Genomic DNA, 20,001 nt, shown 5'->3' on the forward strand with positions numbered 1-20,001 from the left:
TTGTTTGAGTTCTTCGGTGAGATCCTCTTCACGATCCACGTCATTCAAAGTGCTCAAGATGTGATAGGATGCTTCGTGCTTCTTCAAGTCGAGCACGGTGTCCAAGAATACATCTTCAGAGCTCCACACCTTGTTCTCGAAGAGTTCATCGATCATGCTGTTCATCCCTAAGAGATAGTATCCACCATCCGAGGCCGGACCGATCACTACATCGTGTGCATCCAAAGATGAGAAGGCCGCATCGATGTGCTCTGTCTCCAACTCGAAACAGTCCGATCCGATGATGACGACCTGATCATATCCCTGTGCAAAAGCACGCTTGAATCCATCCTTCATCCGCTCTCCGAGATCGCCTTCGCTCTGAGTGGTCTTAGGTATCCTGTAATAATCCAATAGATCGAACTCAGTCGGTTCACCGGTATAGAATATCAGCTTATCACTGTCGGCCTTGCTGGCCACCTCATGGGTGTGCTGGAGTAGCTTCAAATAGACTTTCAAGGCCAGGTCTTCACCGATGGTCTCGGCCAGGCGGGTCTTCACTTTCCCATGTTCGGGAAGCTTGGCAAATATCATCAAGAGTCTACGCATCTATTTCTGATCATTCAAAGACCAATCATAGTCATTATAGCTCAATTGAACATCACGATCGAGCTTGGAATGCGCGTACTTGTTGATAAAATAGGCCACTCCTCCTTCCCTTTCGAAATCCGATGCATACCAGTCGAAGATCTTCGAGATACTGGCGATATCTCCATTCAATTGATTGTAGCGCTCATCATTGATGAAGTTGCGGGTAACCAGCTCGAGCTGATTCTGTAGGCGAGTGGGCAAGAAGGCGCGGTTATATAACGGTGGACAACCCAATGAAGCGCAATTGACCGCAAAGTGAATGCGGGCATCTTTGAATTCAGGACGGAGGATCTCATGCTCGATCTGATTGAGACTATATGTACTCCCTTCTATCTCGATGAACTTCTTGTCCCAAGGCATATCGATCTCCTTGATGGAAGCCAAAGGAAGATTCTTGATGATCAGTTGAACGGTGTAAGCATTGTACACATTGATCCAATAGGCCATCTGCTCATCGCGGGACCAGCTGTCATCCGGATGGCTTCCCGAGAGGGTGAGCAGATAGGTATCGAATGCCGGACTGGAAGCAAGTGCTTTATAATCGACCAATCCCTGGTCATCCACATGTTTCTGGAGCAGCCTATCCCAGGGCCCATGATCAGGTACCGCTGTTCCTCCGGTGGCCATCAGGGAGATGCTCAAGGTCAGACTGAGAAGAAAGGATATCGGTTTCATCGATGTGTGTTTGGGATGAATGTAGCAAATGATGGACCGCAATCTGATGGTCATTGCGCCTCTTGATTCACGATTCTCTTGAATCTTGAATCACCCCTCTTGAATCAAAAAAGGAGACCCTCTCGAGCCTCCTTCTTTTCTTAAGTTCTAATATGATGTTTATTAATTCTCTACTGGGAGAAAGCTGTAATTTGACGAATAGTAAAGCATCTGCTCCACAAAATCATCCGGATATTCCATCTTGACCGCATCCCCGTCCATCGAGATAATGGGATTGATGAATCCACCATAAGGCGCGATATTCAATTGTTCTGCTCTATCTAGGACCTCGGCATGCAGGGTCTGATCCACTTTCACTCCATAGTCTTCTACCAGCTTGGCTCCGGCCTCACCATCGCCTTGGGATTTGATGCGTTGCACCTCTCCCAGCAATTCTCCGAATAGCTCACGTAACTTGTCATAGTCGGTGATGTTGTAATAGGTCTTCCCATCCCGTTTCACCTCTTCGATCACATTGTCCTCCTTACCTCTTTCATAGACCCACTTGGATACCCACTGACGATTACGCATATGGGCTTCTTCTACATCCTTTCCGAGTTCCAGTCTGCGGAGCTGGGTCAATAATCCATTACGGATATATCCATCATAGGCGGCTTTTCCAACATCCAAGCTTTCCATCAGCCCTAGATCGACCATCTTCTGGTCATAGATGTAGTACAAGGCCACCAGATCGGCACGGCCCTCTTCCAAGGTGCTCATGTACGAACCTAAGGTCTCCTTGGGCGTAGCGGTGCCGGGTTCCAATTGACCAGATGCATGTCCTACCACTTCGTGCAGGGCCGTATGGAGTTTGTCGGCCAATTCTCCGTGTGCCTTCTCCAGCTCGATCTCCTCAGGGTCATGAGCAAATTCACTCAGCATGCCTGTACCACCTGCTTTGGAGTAAGCATTGACGATGTTTCCGAGCGATACCGATTTAGAGCCATGTTCTTGGCGGATCCAGTTGTTATTCGGCAGATTGACTCCGATAGGAGTGCTCGGTGAAGCATCACCCGCCTCACCGGCCACTGTGACCACCTTATAGGTCACTCCTTTCACATTGGGCTTCTTGTGGGCATCCATGAGAGGAGCATTATCCTCGAACCACTGCACATTCTCCGCCATGACCGCCATACGCGCTGAAGCATCGAAATCCGTGATCTCTATGATGGTCTCGTAACTCCCTCGAAATCCGATCGGGTCGTTATAGACCTCTACGAATCCGTTGATGTAATCGATATCACCTTCGGTGGCATTTACCCAAGCGATGTTGAACTCATCCCATTTGCTCAGGTCTCCCGTCTGGTAGTACTCGATGAGCAGATTCAGGGCCTTGGCCTGCTGATCGGTCTCAGCCACGGTGACGGCCTTTTCCAGCCATGAGACGATCTGCTCGATGGCAGGTGAGTACATCCCTCCTACTTTCCAGACCTTTTCCTCCAACTCTCCATTCTCATTCTTCACGATCTTGGAATTAAGTCCATGCTCGACAGGACGAGGGTCGTCCTTATCGATACGCGCTTGATAGAAATCCTTCACCTCATCGGCAGTGACATCCGATGCGTAGAAATTGACCGCACTGCCTTTGAGCAGTCCTTTGGCCAGATCCTGATTCACCTTCTTGGCATCGAATTCCGGATCGAAGATGGCCTTGAGCGCTTCTTCGTCCAAAGTGACACCTGTCTTCTCAGCCAGCACATCGAAGTATTCGCGGGAGAATCCAGGCTTGATCTTGTCGGTGCTGTAATGGTGATGTATCCCGTTGGAGAACCAGATACGTTTCAAATAGGTCTCGAAGGCATGCCAGCCCTGAGTACCCTTGTCACCCTCATAGGTGGTATAGATCTTCTCGAGTGCTTTGCGGATCTTGAGATTATGTCGGTAGTTCTGGTCGTACATGATATCTCTACCGCTGAGTCCAGCTTGGTTGAGATAGTAGACCAACTTCTGCTGGTCTGTACTGAGCTGGTCCCATCCAGGCACTTGATAGCGGATGATCTTGAGGTCAGCGAATTTGTCGGTCTGCCATACGAAACCATCGGCATCGGGTTCTGGTGTGAAGGTCTCCCCTTCATAGGCCTCCATATCCTTTTCCAGTGGACTCTTCTCCACCTCTTTCTGCTCTCCTCGACATGAGGTGATGAGCAGAAGTATGATCATCGGAAATAGGGCGATTCTGATTTTTTGCATGATAATAAAGTCGATTTTGATTCGAGAAGCCGAAGATAAGCCATGAAATGAGCCCTTCAGAGCGGCTTTTTTACACGGTACAGACCCCATATGAACGGAAAATCCTCCTTTTAGGACAAATATTCAAGATTCCTATATGTTTGATTTTCATAGTGTTATGGAATCTCGGATGTAAAAATCACTGATTCTGACTACTTTTTTCAAGAATCGGTGGCAACCTGAAGCACTGCCCTTCGTCTTTCTATTGAAAGCAATCCTGAACAGATTGCGATGGTTTCAAAATTTTCCTTGCAGGTTTCCAAGAGAGCGCTTCCCCCCCGAGGCGCTTTTTTGGTTGTTCACCACTCGCTCTCTTCTAACTCTACACAGTATTGGCAATACTTTCCATGCTCCGTTTCGTGTCTGAATACGGGAGTGTTATACAATCGCTCTATAAGTCCATAGAGCATCTGCTCGAATTCTTCAAGTATCTCCGCTTGCTCTAGTCCATCTGCCTGCATGACCAAAGGCTTTACTTCAGTATCCATACCCAACATGGATATGATGGCCGCTTGTGCCTCTTGCTCCTTCACTCTGTAATAGAGCCATTGGTAATAAAGTAGTTGCAAGGCCTTGCTCTTCTTCGGATCGAACAGGCTTTCTTCATCCATCTTCTTGATCACCAGGTCGCTCGCATTCACCTTACCGCTCTTATAATCGATGAGCACCACCTGACCGTCCACTTGCTCGACCCGGTCGATGAATGCTTTGAATCGGACGCTGCGTTCCTGCCCTCCCAAGACGATACGGGTCTCATATTCCAGTCTCTCCTCGAGGCCTAGTATATGTATATTCTTCCCACGTATCCTTTTCTTTTCCCTGAGAAAGAAATTGTGTAACATCTCACGGGCCATCGCCTTGACCAAAGCGCTTTCTCCTGATTCACTCAATTGTTGCAAGGCGTACTTCTCCATGACTGCTTCCAAGCGCTCATCGATCCCGGCATGCATGTCTTCCAGCGCTTGAGTGGTGATCACCGCACCATTCATATGTGTAGCGAAGGCATCTTCGAGCACCTCATGTACCACACTGCCCAACTCACTGCTGCCTATCTCCTCCTCCACCTCATCTTCTTCCCCCATACCGAGTACTACTTTGTAATAGAAGTCCAATGGGCATCGGGTGAATTCGCTCAGTCGACTGAATGAGACCCCGCGTTCCAAAAAGACATCGATCGCATTCTGAATAATAGGACTCATGGGAACTTCTACTTCCACACCCGGCACGCGGATCGGTCTCACGGGATAATCCTCATGCGTGATATCGGTCTGCAATCCCCAGCGCTGAGGGAGTCCGGCCTCCAATTGAGAGATGTAGCGGCTCTTCTCCCCTCCACCGAATTCATCTCGCTCACTCGTGTATGCAATATGGAGCCTATCGGTACTGAAGAGCAAGCGAGAGAAGTAATAGGCGAAGATGGCATCCTCCTCATACTGGGTAGGCAATTTGTAATGTGCGCGTATATCGTGTGGAAGGAAGGTGTCATAACTCCTTCCTTTGGGCAGCTTGCCTTCATTGGCTCCGAGGAGGATCACCTGATCGAAATACAGGGCCCGAGTCTCTAACAGCCCCATCACCTGCAGCCCGCGTAGCGGTTCTCCGATAAAGGATAATCGTTCTCGGGCTAGGGCAGATTGCAGAGAGCGCCAGACCTGTTCCCCGGTACGGATGAAGGAATATGTTGCAATGACCTCTTCTGACTGCTCTATGATCTCTTTCATCCGAGTAGCTACTCCTTCGCTCAATCGGTCCCTTGAGTTGATATCTTCCAGTTGATGGATAAGCGCCCGGATCATGCTGGATGGTACACCGGTCGCCAGACCGTATCTATCGACCGGCCCATCGCCCAGCAGTGCTCGTAGATCGGACTCCGGAAAGAAGATGTTCCGATTCTTTTTTACTTGGAACTCCAGCTTGCGCAGCAGATCATATCCGATGAGACCGAATCGAGCAGCTATCTCCATCCACTCCTTGAGCGGTGCATGATGGATCTGCCAATCGAGTCCTTTGTCCTCAGAGCGATCGGCCTGTATGATCCCTGTCATATAGGACTTTACCATACCATAGACAGAGGTATCGCGGAAGGACATCCCGATGGTGATATTCACATGCTCCACACTGTGTGGGAATTGCTCGACCAAGGCACCTAACATGCTCTCATCGGCCAGCACTATGGCTACCTCCTCGTGCTTCTCCATGTTTTGGAGCAAGCCTCCCGCCATCATACACTGTGAGATGGCATGGGGATGGGAGGAGATGTGGATGGGTAAAGTCTCCGATCTCCCATCATTGAAGGTCTGCTTCCAGTCCTTGTGCTTCCATTTCCGCATGAATAGGCCCGCAGGGTCCAAACTGTTCTCACGAATGAATGGAGCATCATCCCAATAGACCTCACAGCGGTCTTGGGATTGAAGAGAGTCTATGAGGAGTTCTTCGGCCTTCGAAAGTGCATTGAATCCTGCGAATAGGAATCGCGAGATATAGGGTAGGACCTGTGACGTGCTGGAGCGTATGGCTGCCTCCCGCATGATGGCTCCTGAATAGGCCTCACCCCTTTCTCTGAGGGATGCATTGAAGCGATTATACAACGGACCTAATCGCATCCAGAACCGATTGAACTCATCCTGCTCGGCCCCCAGTTCTTCAGCGAGGAAACTCCAATCGTTGATCGCCTTGAGATGGCCCAGGTCGGTATACAGCTGCTCCGCTTCGATGAGATAGGTATCCAGGGTATTGAAGTCCTTGAGGATAGCCGTGGACCAGGCATCGAACACATCGAATTCCTCTACCACATCATCGATCTCAGAATAGCATCGATACAATTCCAATCCGATGCGCATGGGGTCGGCCGGTCGGAGTCCGGTGATGGACCGGGCCAGATCATCCAGCGTGAAGATCCGAGGCAAGAATATGGGCCGATCGGATTGCTCGGCCAGCGCCTTCTTCAGAAAGGTGATGGCGCGCCTACTGGGTAAGATGACTGCTGTGTGCGGCAATTCCTCACCGATGTCTAGGAGTCGATCTGCAAGCTGTTCTAAGAATGCTTTCATAGCCGTGGTCAGAACGAGCGAATATCCACAAAACTATCTTTGTGCTCCGCAATGCTCTACCGTTCCCTGATCAGACCCCTCCTATTCCTCTTCCCTACCGAGAGGGTGCATTACATGACCATGAATGCATTGAATGTCCTACAGGGATTTCCTCCTACGCGATGGATACTCCGCGGGCTATTCTCAACCAGAAAAGCAGAGGATGCCAAAGAGGTCTTCGGACTGGAATTTCCCAATCGCGTGGGTCTGGCTGCTGGTTTCGACAAGGATGCACGATATATGCATGCCCTACGCAGTCTGGGTTTTGGATTCATAGAGGTGGGCACGGTCACTCCACGTCCACAGGCAGGTAATCCCAAGCCTAGGCTCTTCCGCCTGAAGAAGGACGAGGCCCTCATCAATCGTATGGGATTCAATAACCGTGGACTGGAGGCCATGGTGGAGAATTTGAAGAAACGCCCCAAGGATGTCATCATAGGTGGGAACATCGGCAAGAACAAGGACACTTCCAATGAGCAGGCGGTAGAGGATTATGTCACCTGTTTTCATGGTCTGCATCCCCATGTGGACTATTTCGTGGTCAATGTCTCCTCACCCAATACACCCGGGTTGCGAAAGCTACAAGAGAAAGGACCTCTACTGGAGATTTTGAACCGGATGTACCGAGAAGCAGGTCAGTATGAAGTGCAGCGTCCCATCCTGCTCAAGATAGCTCCCGATCTGACCGATACTCAAGTCGATGATATCGTAGAGATCGTTGTGGAAAGTGGGATCGATGGGGTCATCGCCACCAATACCACCATCTCCCGAGACGGACTACAGACTCCAGTTACCGCTATTGACTCTATTGGAAATGGCGGCTTGAGCGGTAGACCATTGAACCAACGCGCAACAGAAGTTGTTCGCTATCTCTCAGATAGAGCAGAAGGTAGATTCAAGGTGATCGGTGTGGGTGGTATCCATGATGTCAGAACGGCTCAAGAAAAATTGGATGCTGGGGCGGCATTGATTCAGGTATATTCTGCCTTTATTTTTGAAGGGCCCGCATTGATCTCCCGTATCATACGCGGTATCCGTACAGCTCCATGAAGAAAGAAGGACCGGTGAAATTGATAGAATGCCCGCGTGATGCCATGCAGGGTATCGAGGAATTCATCCCTACGGAGTTGAAGACCGCCTACCATCAACAGCTTTTGGAGTGCGGTTTCGATACCATAGACATCGGCAGCTTCGTATCGCCCAAGGCCATTCCCCAACTGAAGGATACTGCGTCAGTCCTGGCCGGGCTGGACCGATCGAATTCTGACACTGAGCTACTCGTCATTGTAGGCAATAAGCGAGGTGCAGTAGATGCATGTGCTCAAGAAAAGGTGGACTATCTGGGATATCCTTTTTCTATATCCGAGACCTTCCTACGTAGGAACATCAATAGCTCGATAGAAGATTCCCTGAGTCGGATCGATGATATCGCTGCACTCTGTGAAAAGCACAATAAGAAACTGGTCATCTATATCTCCATGGGATTCGGCAATCCCTATGGTGAACCCTGGGATGTCAACATCGTGATGGGATGGTGCTATAAATTGGTCAAGCTCTTCGAGGTCAAGACCATCTCCCTCTCTGACACCATAGGTACCTCAAGACCCGAGAGCATTCGATATCTGTTCAGCAATCTCATCCCAGAACTGCCTGAAGTGGAATTCGGTGCCCATCTCCACACGACTCCAACTACGTGGGAAGAAAAGGTCTCCAGTGCCTTCGAGAGCGGCTGCCGCAGATTCGATGGGGCCATCAAGGGCTTTGGAGGATGTCCCATGGCTGCCGATCGCCTCACGGGAAATATGCCTACCGAGCGGATGGTGGAGTACTTCTCCCAACACGGAATCGATTGTGGGGTAGAAAAAAAGCCTTTTGATCGAGCGATGCAAAAGGCTTTGGAAGTGTTTCCTATTTAAATGGTATCAGCTCAACTTCTCCACCCATCCCCATAGATCCTTTTCCTTACCGCGCTTGAGATCTTCCAAGAAGTTCTGCATGCGTATGGAGAAATCATTCTCAGTGAAATCAGGCAGGTCATAATCATTGCCATTATACCCAATGGTCTTGATACGGGCCAGCGTGGCCGCTGTTCCGGTACCGAATGCTTCTTTTACCCGACCGGCCTTGAGTGCGCGTTCGAGTTCTTCCACGTGGATACTTGTCTCCTGTACACGCATTCCCCAGGATTCTGCCACTTTGAGCACAGAGTCACGTGTGATACCCGGCAAGATAGTACCTACCGTAGTTGGAGTATAGAGGACGTCATCTACCACGAACATCACATTCATCGTACCTGATTCTTCGATGTATTTGTGCTCTTTAGCATCTGTCCATATCAATTGGTGATAGCCTTCTTCTTTGGCCTTCTTCGCGGGAAACAGAGAAGCCGCATAGTTACCTGCAGCCTTTGCTCTTCCCACTCCTCCTTCACAAGCGCGGCTGTACATGGTCTCGATCTTCACGCGCACAGGTTCATTGTAATAGGCTCCCACCGGGCAGGTGAAGATGATGAACTTGTAGGTGTCTGAAGGCTTCACTCCGATGTAATCATCCGTAGCGAACATATAGGGACGTACATATAAGGAAGAGCCCGGTTTGTTGGGTATCCACTCACGGTCCATCTGGACCAGTCGCTTCACAGCTTGGGTAAAGATCTCAGTAGGTAGCGTAGGCATGCAGAGCCTCTCAGCTGAAGAGTTCAATCTCCGTGCATTGGCTCCCACTCTGAAAAGGAATATCTCATCTTCCAAGTTCTTATAGGCTTTGAGTCCTTCAAAAAGGGCCTGCCCATAGTGCAGTGCACTGGTAGCCGGGCTGAGTGCAAGCGGACCATAGGGTAGAATCTCGAAATCGGTCCACTCACCGTTCCGGTAATCCGCTGAGAACATGTGATCGGCAAATACCTTTCCGAACTGTATATTCTCCTTGTCGAAGGTAGCCAGTCGCGATTCAGTGGTCTCGGTGACCTTGATCTTGTCTTCCAATGATATCATGAATGATTATGTTTAATCTCGTGGTACTTTTTATTGTCAGTGCTATGACCATGCACAAGTGCATAACGAGAATAGCTCTCGGCAGGTGTGCTGAATATATGAAGATTTGAGAACAGCATCGGAGATACTTTATGAACACTGGGGCTATGCATCCTTCCGCCCGCTTCAAGAAGACATCATCCAAGAAGCGAGTGCTGGTCGGGATGTGCTGGCCCTTTTGCCTACCGGTGGAGGGAAATCCATTTGCTATCAGATACCTGGAATTCTGCGTGAAGGAGTCACTATAGTCATCTCTCCCCTCATCGCTCTCATGAAGGATCAACTAGAGGGTCTGCGCAGCAAAGGCATCATTGCAGAGACTATCAGTTCTCAAGTACACCCTTCGGATATCGACCGTATTCTGGACAACTGTATATATGGTGGAGTCAAATTCCTCTTTATCGCACCTGAGCGCATCGGGAACGAATTGTTCATGACCCGTCTGAATCGAATGCCCGTAGCCCTTATTGCTGTGGATGAGGCCCATTGTATCTCCCAATGGGGTCATGAGTTCAGACCGGCCTATCGCAGGATCGCAGAGATCAGAGAGGTCTGTCATGGCGTACCGGTCATCGCATTGACCGCAACGGCCACACCAGAGGTGGTTGATGATATCCAGGACCAACTGGCTTTCAAAGAGAAGAACGTCATCCAAGGCAGTTTTGCCAGGTCCAATATCTCCTTTCAGGTGCGGGAGACCGAGGATAAACGGGGTGTCTTATTGCAAGAGGCCACAGGATCTTCCGAAGGCTCGGGGATCATCTATGTGCGCAACAGGCGTAAGTGCAGAGAATTGGCCGAATTATTAAGGTCAGAGGGGATACCCGCAGGTTACTACCATGCCGGACTGGATACGGCCACCCGCACCAAGGCTCAGGACGATTGGTTAAAAGGCACGTTCAGATTCATGGTAGCGACCAATGCATTTGGAATGGGGATCGATAAATCAGACGTGCGCATGGTCATCCACTTCGACCTGAGCGATAGTCTGGAATCCTATTACCAAGAAGCTGGAAGGGCCGGTAGGGATGGCCGGTCGGCCCAGGCCGTTCAATTGTTCAATGAAAGTGACATGATGGATGTCCGCAAGAATCTGGCGCGGAGCTATCCCCAGGTAGATTCGGTGAAGAAAGTCTATCAGGTGATGAGTGACCGTTTGGGTCTGGCCGCTGGTAGCGGAGCGGAATCGACCTTTGGAGTGGATCTGGTCCAACTGGCCAAACAGAGTGGACTGGGCATGTTCAGTACCCTCGGAGCCTTGAAGATTCTTGAACAGAACGGATATATCCATTTACACAAAGGACTACGAGAGCCTTCGCGGGTCCAACTCCATCTGCAACAGGCCCGCTGGAGCGAGTTGCGACAGACCGATTCGGAAATGGGGAAACTCCTACAGGTCCTCCTTCGCCATCGCACCAATCTCTATCAGTCTCCCGTGGCCATCAATGAGGAACAACTGGCCCAGGCAGCCAAGATCCCGGTCAAGAGCGTAGAACTCTTACTAGAGCAGGCTGAGAACAGAGGTATCCTCACCTATCATAAACGAAAAGGAAGTTCCAGTGTGACCTATGTGCTCGCACGTCAGTATGACCGCGACCTGAGATTGGACACCCGCGCCATGCAGGAAATGAGGCAGCGCACGGTGGGGAGGCAGAATGCTCTCTTCTACTACCTCAAGAACGAACTGGACTGTCGTATGGTCCAGATACTTCGCTACTTCGGAGAGCAGAGTCTGGATGATTGTGGAAAATGTGATGTGTGTACGAAGACCTCTCAAGGCGGTAAAGGACAGCAACGCATCGAAATGCTACTGAAATTGAGAGACGCACTTGCTGAAGAACAGGATGTAGAATCGATCCGCTCCACTCTCGCTGCACAGATGCCGGATCATGAGAAAGTCCTTCGATGGGCGGTCGATAAAGGATATGTTGGGATAGAGGGAAAGGATATCCGTTGGACCGGACCACGGCTGGCTACCCAAAAGGCCGTGATCCAGTGAGCCATATCCTCCCGCCCAACTTCTATCTGGATGCGAGTACCTTGGATATTGCTCGTCAGCTACTGGGCAAGGTCATCCGTACGGAGCGTGAAGGTCAAGTGACCTCAGGCATAATCAATGAGACCGAAGCCTATTTGGGCATAGAAGATAGAGCGGCTCATTCCTACAATGACCGCAGAACAGCCCGCACAGAGACCATGTATGCCCGAGGTGGCATAGCCTATGTCTATCTCTGCTACGGAATTCACGAAATGTTCAATGTAGTGGTCCAAGAAGAAGGAGTACCACATGCCATACTAGTTCGATCCGTCATACCTATGGAAGGCTTGGACATCATCCACAGAAGAAGAGCCATGACCCGCAGTAAAGGCCTGAGTGATGGGCCAGGAAAGCTCTGCCAAGCTTTGGCTATCGATAGACGCATGGATGGCATCACCTTGGATTCACCTGAATTGAGCCTATGGGAAGAAGGACACCGAGTGCCTCAGGATGAGATCCAGGTCGGCCCTCGTATCGGTGTGGACTATGCAGGTGAAGATGCTCTCCTTCCCTATCGATTCTTATGGCAGCCTTCTCAGTGAAATAATTTCTCCTAGTTCTCCTGCTTTATCCGCTAAACTTGCAGCCCATGACAGAAAGTAAGATCTATCTCAAGAGCAAGAAAGACCGCTCATTGGTCCGTCAACATCCCTGGGTATTCTCTGGTGCTATCAAGGCCATGGAAGGACACCCTCAGGATGGGGACATCGTAAGTGTGCATGCCAATAAAGGCCGATTCCTGGGGCGTGGATTATTCAGCACTCAGGGTAGCATCTCGGTACGTGTCCTGACCTTTCAGGATGAGCCTATCGAGGAGAGTTTCTTCGAAGAACGTATACGCTCGGCCTTTAGATTGCGGAAGAACCTAGGCCTGACCGACAATGCCGAGACGGAGATCTATCGATTGTTGCATGCTGAAGGAGATGGGATTCCCGGATGTATCGTAGATGTATATGGCCAGACCGCGGTATTCCAAGCGCATGATATCGGGGTACATCAGATGCGAGAGAAGCTGGCGGCCTCTATCCTGGAAGCATCAGAAGGGCGCATCACTGCTGTGTATGACAAGAGCAATGAAACGCTCCCACGAGACTACAGGACCAGCGTGGAGAACGGCTACATCTCTGGATCGGATGACGGCCTGAGGGAATTCAAGGAATATGGCCATCGCTTCAAGATCGATTGGGTGACCGGACAGAAGACCGGTTTCTTCATCGATCAACGAGAGAATCGAGCCTATCTGGGTAGCATCGCCAAAGACAAGAAAGTGCTCAACACCTTCTGCTACACCGGTGGATTCAGCATCTATGCCCTCGATGCCGGAGCCTCCATGGTACACTCCTTGGACAGTTCTCAAAAAGCCATGGACCTAGTAGATGAGAATGTCGCACTCAACGGTCACTCCGACAAGAACCATGAGAGTATCAAGGCAGATGCCGTGGACTATCTCAAACATCTCGAAACGGACTATGACATCATCATTCTCGATCCTCCTGCTTTTGCTAAAAGCATGCACAGTAGGCATAATGCCATTCAAGGCTACAAGCGACTGAATGGGCACGCGATCCGGCAGATCAAACCGGGGGGAGTCATCATGACCTTCTCCTGCTCGCAGGTGATCACTCCACAAATATTCAGGGATACGGTGCTATCTGCAGCGATCAATGAGAATCGCAAGGTCCGCATCATCGCTCAACTGCATCAGCCGGGTGATCACCCGGTGAACATCTTCCATCCAGAAGGCGAATACCTCAAAGGACTTGTCCTAGAAGTAGAATAAGATGATAACAGCACTCCTAGAATGCACATAACATTCTTGATGCCTCTTAGGGTATTGGAGTATTTTAGCTGTATTAATATAGACTGCAACCCATTGCTTTCCATGAACATACGTCTACCGCTATTCTTTCTCTGCTTCATGGCCAGCATGCACCTCTCATCGCAATTGGTGATCAATGAAGTGTGTGCAGCGAACTACACCGATCATACAGACAACTTCGGTGAATACGAGGATTGGTTCGAGATCTACAATACCGGTGCTGCCGATGTCGATCTCCTTGGGTACTACCTGAGCGATGACATTCTAGAGCCTACCAAATTCGAGGTGACATCCTCAGTGACAGTGCCGGCTGGAGGATACCGTGTGGTCTTTGCATCCAATCGGAATACGGTTTCCGGCACGAACATCCATACCAGCTTCAAGATCAATCAGAAGAATCAGGAATATGCGGTACTCGCAGACCCTGCTGGTACGATCATCGATGTCTTTTGGATGGAGAATCCCAATCAGACCAACCACTCTTGGGGTAGACTGACAGATGGCGGAGCGACTTGGGGTGTCTTCACCAACCCTTCACCAGGTGCGGCCAATGCGGGCGGATTTAATGGTTATGCGGCTACTCCGACCATAGACATCGCCTCTGGTGCACATGGAGGTCCGATAAGCATCACGGTGAGTTCTCCTGATGCCGGTGTGACCTTACGCTATGGGACCAATGGAAATGAGCCTACCGGTGCCTCCCCTGAGGTGATGGGTCCTATCGATGTCAATGCGACCGAGGTGATCCACGTGAGGGCATTCAGTGATGACCCGATGATCCTTCCCTCCTTTATTGAGACCAATACATATTTGATCGCTGAAGGTCACGTACTCCCTGTCATCTCCATCTCAGGCCCTCAGATAGAGACTTTGATGAACGGGACACAGATCGAGCCTATCGGTCATTTCGAATTCTTCGGTGCCGATGGTCAGCTGAAAGACGAGGCACGGGGTGACTTCAATGAGCACGGAAACGATTCCTGGGCCTACGACCAACGCGGTATCGATTATATCACCCGCGATCAAATGGGATACAACGATGAGATCCATCATCCGATATTCCGCACGAAGGACCGTCCCTCGTACCAGCGTCTGATCATCAAGGCGGCAGCCAATGATAATTATCCCTTCTCCCCTCCTGCCGGTGCAGGAGCACATGTGATCGATGCCTATATCCACTCTCTGAGTCAGATAGGTGATCTGCGCATGGATGAGCGAAGCCATGAGCCTTGCGTCATGTATGTCAATGGCCAGTACTGGGGATTGTACGAGGTGCGTGAGAAAGTGGATGATCTGGATTTCACCGACTACTACTACGACCAAGGAGAAGGAGAAGTCGACTTCATCAAGACCTGGGGAGGAACTTGGAACGAATACGACAGCGGTACCTGTTATGAATGGGATGACCTGGTCGACTTCATCACTACTCAGGACATGACCGATCCTGCGAACTATGACTATGTGAAGTCGGTCTATAATACCGGTAGCCTCATAGACTATTTCGTTTTGAACTCCTATGTGGTCACCTCGGATTGGCTCAATTGGAACACCGGATGGTGGAGAGGGAAAGACCCGGATGGAGACAAGAAGAAGTGGCGATACATTCTCTGGGACAACGATGCCAGTTTCGGGGAGTACATCAATTTCACGGGAATCCCGGATACCTCTCCGGATGCCGATCCATGCAATCCCGAGCAGATAGGCGACCCCGGAGGTCAGGGCCATGTGCCTGTGCTCAATGCTCTCTTGGGCAATGAAGAATTCTACAACGACTATGTTTCCCGATTTGCCGATCTCTCCCAGACCTTGTTCTCCTGCGATGTGATGCTCTCGCACTGGGATAGCTTGATCACGATGCTCGAGCCTGAGATGCCCCGTCAGGTGAATCGATGGGGAGGTACAGTTGCCGAATGGCAATCGAATGCTGACGCTGTACGAAGTTTTATCGTAGACCGTTGCGCTGCCTTCAATGACGGTATGCTCGATTGCTATGATGTGGAAGGTCCCTATCCACTGATGATCCAGATCATGCCTCCAGGTGCTGGTTACGTGGAGTTCAACAGCATCGATGTCACGGATAGTCCCTGGGAAGGAGAATATTTCGGGAATCTGGATGTGGAGATGGAGGCCAATCCCTATGGTATAAACGTATTCAGTCACTGGGAGACCAATAACCATGTGCTTTCCGATTATCTGGTGGATACCGCATTCTTCACCTTCAATCAGCCGGATACGATCACAGCATGGTTCGTGAACGAAACGAGCGACATCGTATTGGATGTAGAACCAGCGGGTACAGGATCCATCAAGTTCAATAACACCCTCTACTCCACACTGCCTACCACAGTGACAGCACCAGAAAGTGTGCCTTTACCTATGATCGCTGTCGAAGAGGACATGTTCTGGGGATTCGATCACTGGGAGTTGGAGAATCACACACTCGACCCCGGTCTCTTGGAAGACACCGTGAGCATAGAGGTGGACACCACGGATTATATCACGGCCGTATTTGTCGAGAAGGAGAACTACATCATCGAGATCACGGTCGATAATCCAGAAGGAGGATATATCATATTTAACGGACAGATTTATACCGATTTCCCTGTGACCATCCAATTGCTCGCCAATGAGACCTATGACATAGAAGCCATTCTAAACGAACATTTCAGCTTCGGTGGATGGACGGTCGATGGTCTGACCTTCGATGGGACTCTTGAGGATCTGACCAATTCATTCTTCCTCGATGGCACGGGCAGTATCGTAGCGCATTTCATAGAAGATGAGAACTATGAGATCACTTACGATGTCCATCCCATCGGGACGGGAGAGATTATACTGGATGGTCAGGTCATACCCTACTACCCGTTCACTGAGAAATACTACGAGCCGGATCTGGAGCGTCTCTTAGAAGCTAGACCATCAGAATATTTCGACCTGGATGAATGGACCATGAATCACAATATCCCGACCCCGGATGAAGATTCAGACCAGATAACCGTGCAACTGACGGCCAATGATACGATCACGGCCCATTTTGTCAGAGAATTCTATGGCTACTATCTTCCCAATGCCTTCACTCCGAATGGGGATGGATTCAATGACATCTATTATGTACAAGGGCATGCCATTGATGTTCAGTTCTACTCTTTCGAGATCTACGATCGTCAAGGACAATTGGTCTTCGAGACCAAGGATATCGAGCAAGGATGGAATGGCCAATCCACCGGTGATTCCGAGTATTATGCTCAGGATGGAGTGTACGTGTATCGTCTGACAGTCCAATCGGTTTTCGACAACAAGCAAGAAGAAGTCTTCGGAGAGATCCTGCTCACTCGGTAAGCATATTCGCCTCAACGCTGTAAAATCCTTTCTTCAGCGCATGGTATCGATTCTCATGCCGGTCTATAATGCTGCCCCCTATTTGGAGGAGTGTCTGTCTAGCATTGCCTCTCAGACTCTTCAGGATTGGGAACTTATCGCGGTAGATGATCACTCGAGCGATGATTCCAGAGCCATTCTAGATGCTCATGCTCCATTCGATGACCGCATCCATGTCATAGAGAATAGTGGCAAGGGAATCATCGAGGCACTTCGAACTGCCTATGCACAAAGCCAGGGTGAATGCATCACCCGTATGGATGCCGATGATATCATGATGCCCCACAAGCTCGAGCAACTACATCTCTTGTGCGCTGAAGGCACGATCGTTACTGGAAAGGTCGAGTACTTCCGCTCGGACGGTCCACTTGGAGATGGATATCGAAAGTATGCGGATTGGCTCAATGGATTAGTGGATACCGAACGGCACTGGAAGGAGATCTACAAAGAGTGCGTCATCCCCTCTCCTGCCTGGATGATGACCCGAGATACCTTGGATGTCATAGGGGCCTTCGATGCGGATCGCTACCCAGAGGATTATGACCTCATATTCAGGGCCTATCAAGCCGGGCTGGAAGTATCTACAACGGATAAGATCATCCACCGCTGGCGCGATCACGGTACTCGAGCTTCGCGGAATGACCCGAACTATGCTGACAATCGATTTTTGGAGATGAAACTGAAGTATTTCCTTGCGGTCGATCGTCAGAGGGACCAAAAGCTCATTCTTTGGGGCGCAGGGGCTAAGGGCAAGATTCTCGCCCGTCAGCTCAACGAAAGGGGTATCGACTTCGAATGGATCTCAGACAATCCGAGGAAACAACAAGCGCCCATCTATGGGCATAATATCCAACCTAGTGATCGTACTCTTCACAACAGTCAATGCATCATAGCTGTAGCTTCCTCCTCAGGTCAGGAGGAGATAGCTGAACGGCTTTCCCAATGCTCAGGTGTGGAGACCTTCTGGTTCTGTTGAGATCCACAGGTAGATTCACGAGCACTGTTTAAATTCGTACCGCTCAGATTCAGAAAGCGTGGAATTCATCGATTATTATCAGGTACTGGGGCTCCAAAGAGATGCTGATGCCAAGGAGATCAAGAAGGCCTATCGAAAATTGGCCCGTAAGTATCACCCCGACCTCAACCCCAATGACAAGGAGGCGGAACTCCAGTTCAAGCGGGTAAATGAGGCCCATGAAGTGCTGAGCGACCCAGAGAAGCGCAAGAAGTACGATGCGTACGGCAAGGACTGGAAACATGCCGATCAATTCGAGGAAGCTAAAAGACGCCAGCAGTCCCAAGGAAGAAGTGGTGGTCGTACGTATACCTACTCCTCAGGTAATGGCGGAGCAGATTTCGATGGATTCGGAGATAGTGGATTCTCAGATTTCTTCGAATCGCTGTTCGGAGGTGCCCAAGGAGGTCACTACTCCGGACGATCGACCCGATTCAAGGGTGCAGATCTTCAGGCCGAACTGCAACTAGGACTCAAGGATGTCTATGAGACGCACAAACGAACCCTCACTGTCAATGGCAAGAACATCCGTCTCACGATACCGGCAGGAGTCAAGGACGGCCAGACCATACGTATCAAAGGGCATGGTGGAGAAGGAATCAATGGAGGCCCGGCCGGTGATCTCTTGATCACATTCTCGATTGTCAATGACAGCCCTTTCAGGAGGGTGAAGAACAATCTGCACAAGGAGGTCACACTCGATCTATACACAGCCGTACTGGGAGGTGAGGTCACAATAGATACCTTCGATGGGAAGGCAAAGCTCAAGGTAGAACCTGGTACGCAGAACGGGGCCAAGGTTCGATTGAAAGGCAAAGGATTTCCCGTCTACAAGAAAGAAGGACAATTCGGAGACCTGATGGTACGCTATACCATCGCGATACCTCAAGACCTCTCTGATAAGGAGCGCGAACTTTTCCAAGAATTGAAGAAATTGCAAAGCACATGAGCCGCTTGACCATCAAAGAGATATGTGTCCACTATGAGGTGGAAGAACACTTCATCTTCGAACTGGAAGAAGTAGGACTCATACACATCATCCGTAGTGAAGAGGATCCTTATATCTCACATGATGAATTGGATCAGCTGGAGCGTATCACCAGACTCAACCGTGAGTTGAAAGTCAATCCTCCGGGAATCGATGTGATACTCAACCTGCTCGATCGTGTAGAGGCGATGCAGAAGGAGATCCAAGACCTACGTGAATCACTGGATAGTCTTGAGGGCGATACCTGAAACCCACAACTCAAAATTTACGATCTGGCCAGTTCCTTCTGTTCCTTAAGGAATGTATCGCTCTGAAATTGGTTCTGCTGAGTATTAGAATTCCAACTCGGTCGCTCAGACTTTGATTGCAGCGCTGGATACAGCTCTGGAATCTATAGATTGAAATGAAGCATCAGCACCGGATGAAAGACTACAATAGGTTTCCTATCATTCAAGTGCTTCAATTGGTAGGAAGAACTTATATACGCTATCCTCGCAACTATAATAACTGATCGAGACCATGACACCATTTCCTAGTTCAATAATCCGTTCTGCCGTACTTCTCAGCGTCATCTTGATGACCGTCATCGGCTATGCTCAAGACTCTGAGAACATTATTCAAGCGTATTTGAATGCCCATCAAGAAGAATTAGGAATACAAGAATCAGATTATGCTGAGTGGTCCGTAAGTCATAGCTATTTCTCAGAAAGTACCAAGGTGACACATGTCCATATCAAACAGATGGTCAATGGGCTGGAGATCGAGAATGGTACTGCCAACTTCAACTTGCTCGATGGTAAGGTATTCAGTATGGGTGACCGGATGGTGAGGGATATCTACTCCAAGGCGAACAGTCCTCAGCCGATCTTGGGTCCTGAGGAAGCCATCGTGCGAGCGGCAAAACAATTGAATATCGCTATACAAGGTTCGATAAAAGTGCTTGAGACCATGAGCCCCACGGAATTCCTTTATGACAAGGGTAATTTCTCACTTGAAGATGTGCCTGTACAGCTCGTATATCACTCTACCGGAGAATAACTGAGACTGTCATGGGACCTCAGTATCATCA

Annotated in this window: 15 protein-coding genes; 10 read left to right on the forward strand and 5 right to left on the reverse strand. The window is 49.8% G+C overall.

From position 1 onward, the window contains the following. From HKN79_01585 to HKN79_01600, 4 genes are all read right to left on the reverse strand, one after another. A partial coding sequence (locus tag HKN79_01585) for a glycosyltransferase (protein NNC82242.1) occupies positions 1-588 on the reverse strand: 588 nt, incomplete at its 3' end. Then, on the reverse strand, positions 589-1,305 hold the full coding sequence (locus HKN79_01590) for a DUF547 domain-containing protein (GenBank protein NNC82243.1): 717 nt from the start codon (positions 1,303-1,305) through the stop codon (positions 589-591). Between the two features lie 162 nt (positions 1,306-1,467). Next, positions 1,468-3,504, reverse strand: coding sequence for a dihydrofolate reductase (locus tag HKN79_01595; GenBank protein ID NNC82244.1), 2,037 nt, complete (start codon positions 3,502-3,504; stop codon positions 1,468-1,470). Positions 3,505-3,872: 368 nt separating this feature from the next. Next, the gene (locus tag HKN79_01600) at positions 3,873-6,623 is read right to left on the reverse strand and encodes a hypothetical protein (protein NNC82245.1); all 2,751 of its coding nucleotides are present in this window, start codon (positions 6,621-6,623) and stop codon (positions 3,873-3,875) included. A gap of 51 nt (positions 6,624-6,674) precedes the next feature. Between HKN79_01600 and HKN79_01605 the strand changes: the two genes are divergently transcribed. Then, entirely contained in the window at positions 6,675-7,712 is a 1,038-nt protein-coding gene (locus HKN79_01605) for a quinone-dependent dihydroorotate dehydrogenase (protein ID NNC82246.1), read from the forward strand. After that, complete coding sequence (locus HKN79_01610) at positions 7,709-8,578, forward strand: hydroxymethylglutaryl-CoA lyase (protein NNC82247.1); 870 nt, start codon at positions 7,709-7,711, stop codon at positions 8,576-8,578. Before HKN79_01605 ends, HKN79_01610 begins: the two co-directional genes overlap by 4 nt. Before the next feature lie 6 nt (positions 8,579-8,584). Here HKN79_01610 and HKN79_01615 read toward each other — a convergent pair whose 3' ends face one another. Further along, the gene (locus HKN79_01615) at positions 8,585-9,655 is read right to left on the reverse strand and encodes a branched-chain amino acid aminotransferase (GenBank protein ID NNC82248.1); all 1,071 of its coding nucleotides are present in this window, start codon (positions 9,653-9,655) and stop codon (positions 8,585-8,587) included. Between the two features lie 106 nt (positions 9,656-9,761). Between HKN79_01615 and HKN79_01620 the strand changes: the two genes are divergently transcribed. The 8 genes from HKN79_01620 (at position 9,762) to HKN79_01655 (ending at position 19,970) form a co-directional block, all read left to right on the forward strand. Further along, complete coding sequence (locus HKN79_01620; protein NNC82249.1) at positions 9,762-11,693, forward strand: RecQ family ATP-dependent DNA helicase; 1,932 nt, start codon at positions 9,762-9,764, stop codon at positions 11,691-11,693. A 5-nt stretch (positions 11,694-11,698) separates the two neighbouring features. Next, positions 11,699-12,274, forward strand: a complete 576-nt coding sequence (locus HKN79_01625) for a DNA-3-methyladenine glycosylase (GenBank protein ID NNC82250.1) — start codon at positions 11,699-11,701, stop codon at positions 12,272-12,274. Between the two features lie 47 nt (positions 12,275-12,321). Next, the gene (locus HKN79_01630) at positions 12,322-13,512 is read left to right on the forward strand and encodes a class I SAM-dependent rRNA methyltransferase (protein NNC82251.1); all 1,191 of its coding nucleotides are present in this window, start codon (positions 12,322-12,324) and stop codon (positions 13,510-13,512) included. A 102-nt stretch (positions 13,513-13,614) separates the two neighbouring features. Then, the gene (locus tag HKN79_01635) at positions 13,615-16,890 is read left to right on the forward strand and encodes a T9SS type B sorting domain-containing protein (GenBank protein ID NNC82252.1); all 3,276 of its coding nucleotides are present in this window, start codon (positions 13,615-13,617) and stop codon (positions 16,888-16,890) included. Between the two features lie 40 nt (positions 16,891-16,930). Further along, positions 16,931-17,905 (forward strand): glycosyltransferase, encoded by a 975-nt coding sequence (locus HKN79_01640; GenBank protein NNC82253.1) that lies wholly within the window; start codon positions 16,931-16,933, stop codon positions 17,903-17,905. A gap of 58 nt (positions 17,906-17,963) precedes the next feature. Then, a complete protein-coding gene (locus HKN79_01645) occupies positions 17,964-18,893 on the forward strand; it encodes a J domain-containing protein (protein ID NNC82254.1) in 930 nt (309 codons plus the stop codon). Next, entirely contained in the window at positions 18,890-19,180 is a 291-nt protein-coding gene (locus HKN79_01650; protein ID NNC82255.1) for a MerR family transcriptional regulator, read from the forward strand. The genes HKN79_01645 and HKN79_01650 overlap by 4 nt, the downstream gene beginning before the upstream one ends. Positions 19,181-19,451: 271 nt before the next feature. After that, a complete protein-coding gene (locus HKN79_01655) occupies positions 19,452-19,970 on the forward strand; it encodes a hypothetical protein (protein NNC82256.1) in 519 nt (172 codons plus the stop codon). The last annotated feature ends 31 nt before the right edge of the window (positions 19,971-20,001 follow it).

The sequence above is a fragment of the Flavobacteriales bacterium genome (assembly GCA_013001705.1).
Classification (GTDB): Bacteria; Bacteroidota; Bacteroidia; order Flavobacteriales_D; family JABDKJ01; genus JABDLZ01.

Excerpts from the sequence above, each read along its gene's own strand:
- HKN79_01590 (NNC82243.1), bottom strand. The coding sequence starts at position 1,305 with ATGAAACCGATATCCTTTCTTCTCAGTCTGACCTTGAGCATCTCCCTG.
- HKN79_01595 (NNC82244.1), bottom strand. The coding sequence starts at position 3,504 with ATGATCATACTTCTGCTCATCACCTCATGTCGAGGAGAGCAGAAAGAG.
- HKN79_01600 (NNC82245.1), bottom strand. The coding sequence starts at position 6,623 with ATGAAAGCATTCTTAGAACAGCTTGCAGATCGACTCCTAGACATCGGT.
- HKN79_01605 (NNC82246.1), top strand. The coding sequence starts at position 6,675 with ATGCTCTACCGTTCCCTGATCAGACCCCTCCTATTCCTCTTCCCTACC.
- HKN79_01610 (NNC82247.1), top strand. The coding sequence starts at position 7,709 with ATGAAGAAAGAAGGACCGGTGAAATTGATAGAATGCCCGCGTGATGCC.
- HKN79_01615 (NNC82248.1), bottom strand. The coding sequence starts at position 9,655 with ATGATATCATTGGAAGACAAGATCAAGGTCACCGAGACCACTGAATCG.
- HKN79_01630 (NNC82251.1), top strand. The coding sequence starts at position 12,322 with ATGACAGAAAGTAAGATCTATCTCAAGAGCAAGAAAGACCGCTCATTG.
- HKN79_01635 (NNC82252.1), top strand. The coding sequence starts at position 13,615 with ATGAACATACGTCTACCGCTATTCTTTCTCTGCTTCATGGCCAGCATG.
- HKN79_01640 (NNC82253.1), top strand. The coding sequence starts at position 16,931 with ATGGTATCGATTCTCATGCCGGTCTATAATGCTGCCCCCTATTTGGAG.
- HKN79_01650 (NNC82255.1), top strand. The coding sequence starts at position 18,890 with ATGAGCCGCTTGACCATCAAAGAGATATGTGTCCACTATGAGGTGGAA.
- HKN79_01655 (NNC82256.1), top strand. The coding sequence starts at position 19,452 with ATGACACCATTTCCTAGTTCAATAATCCGTTCTGCCGTACTTCTCAGC.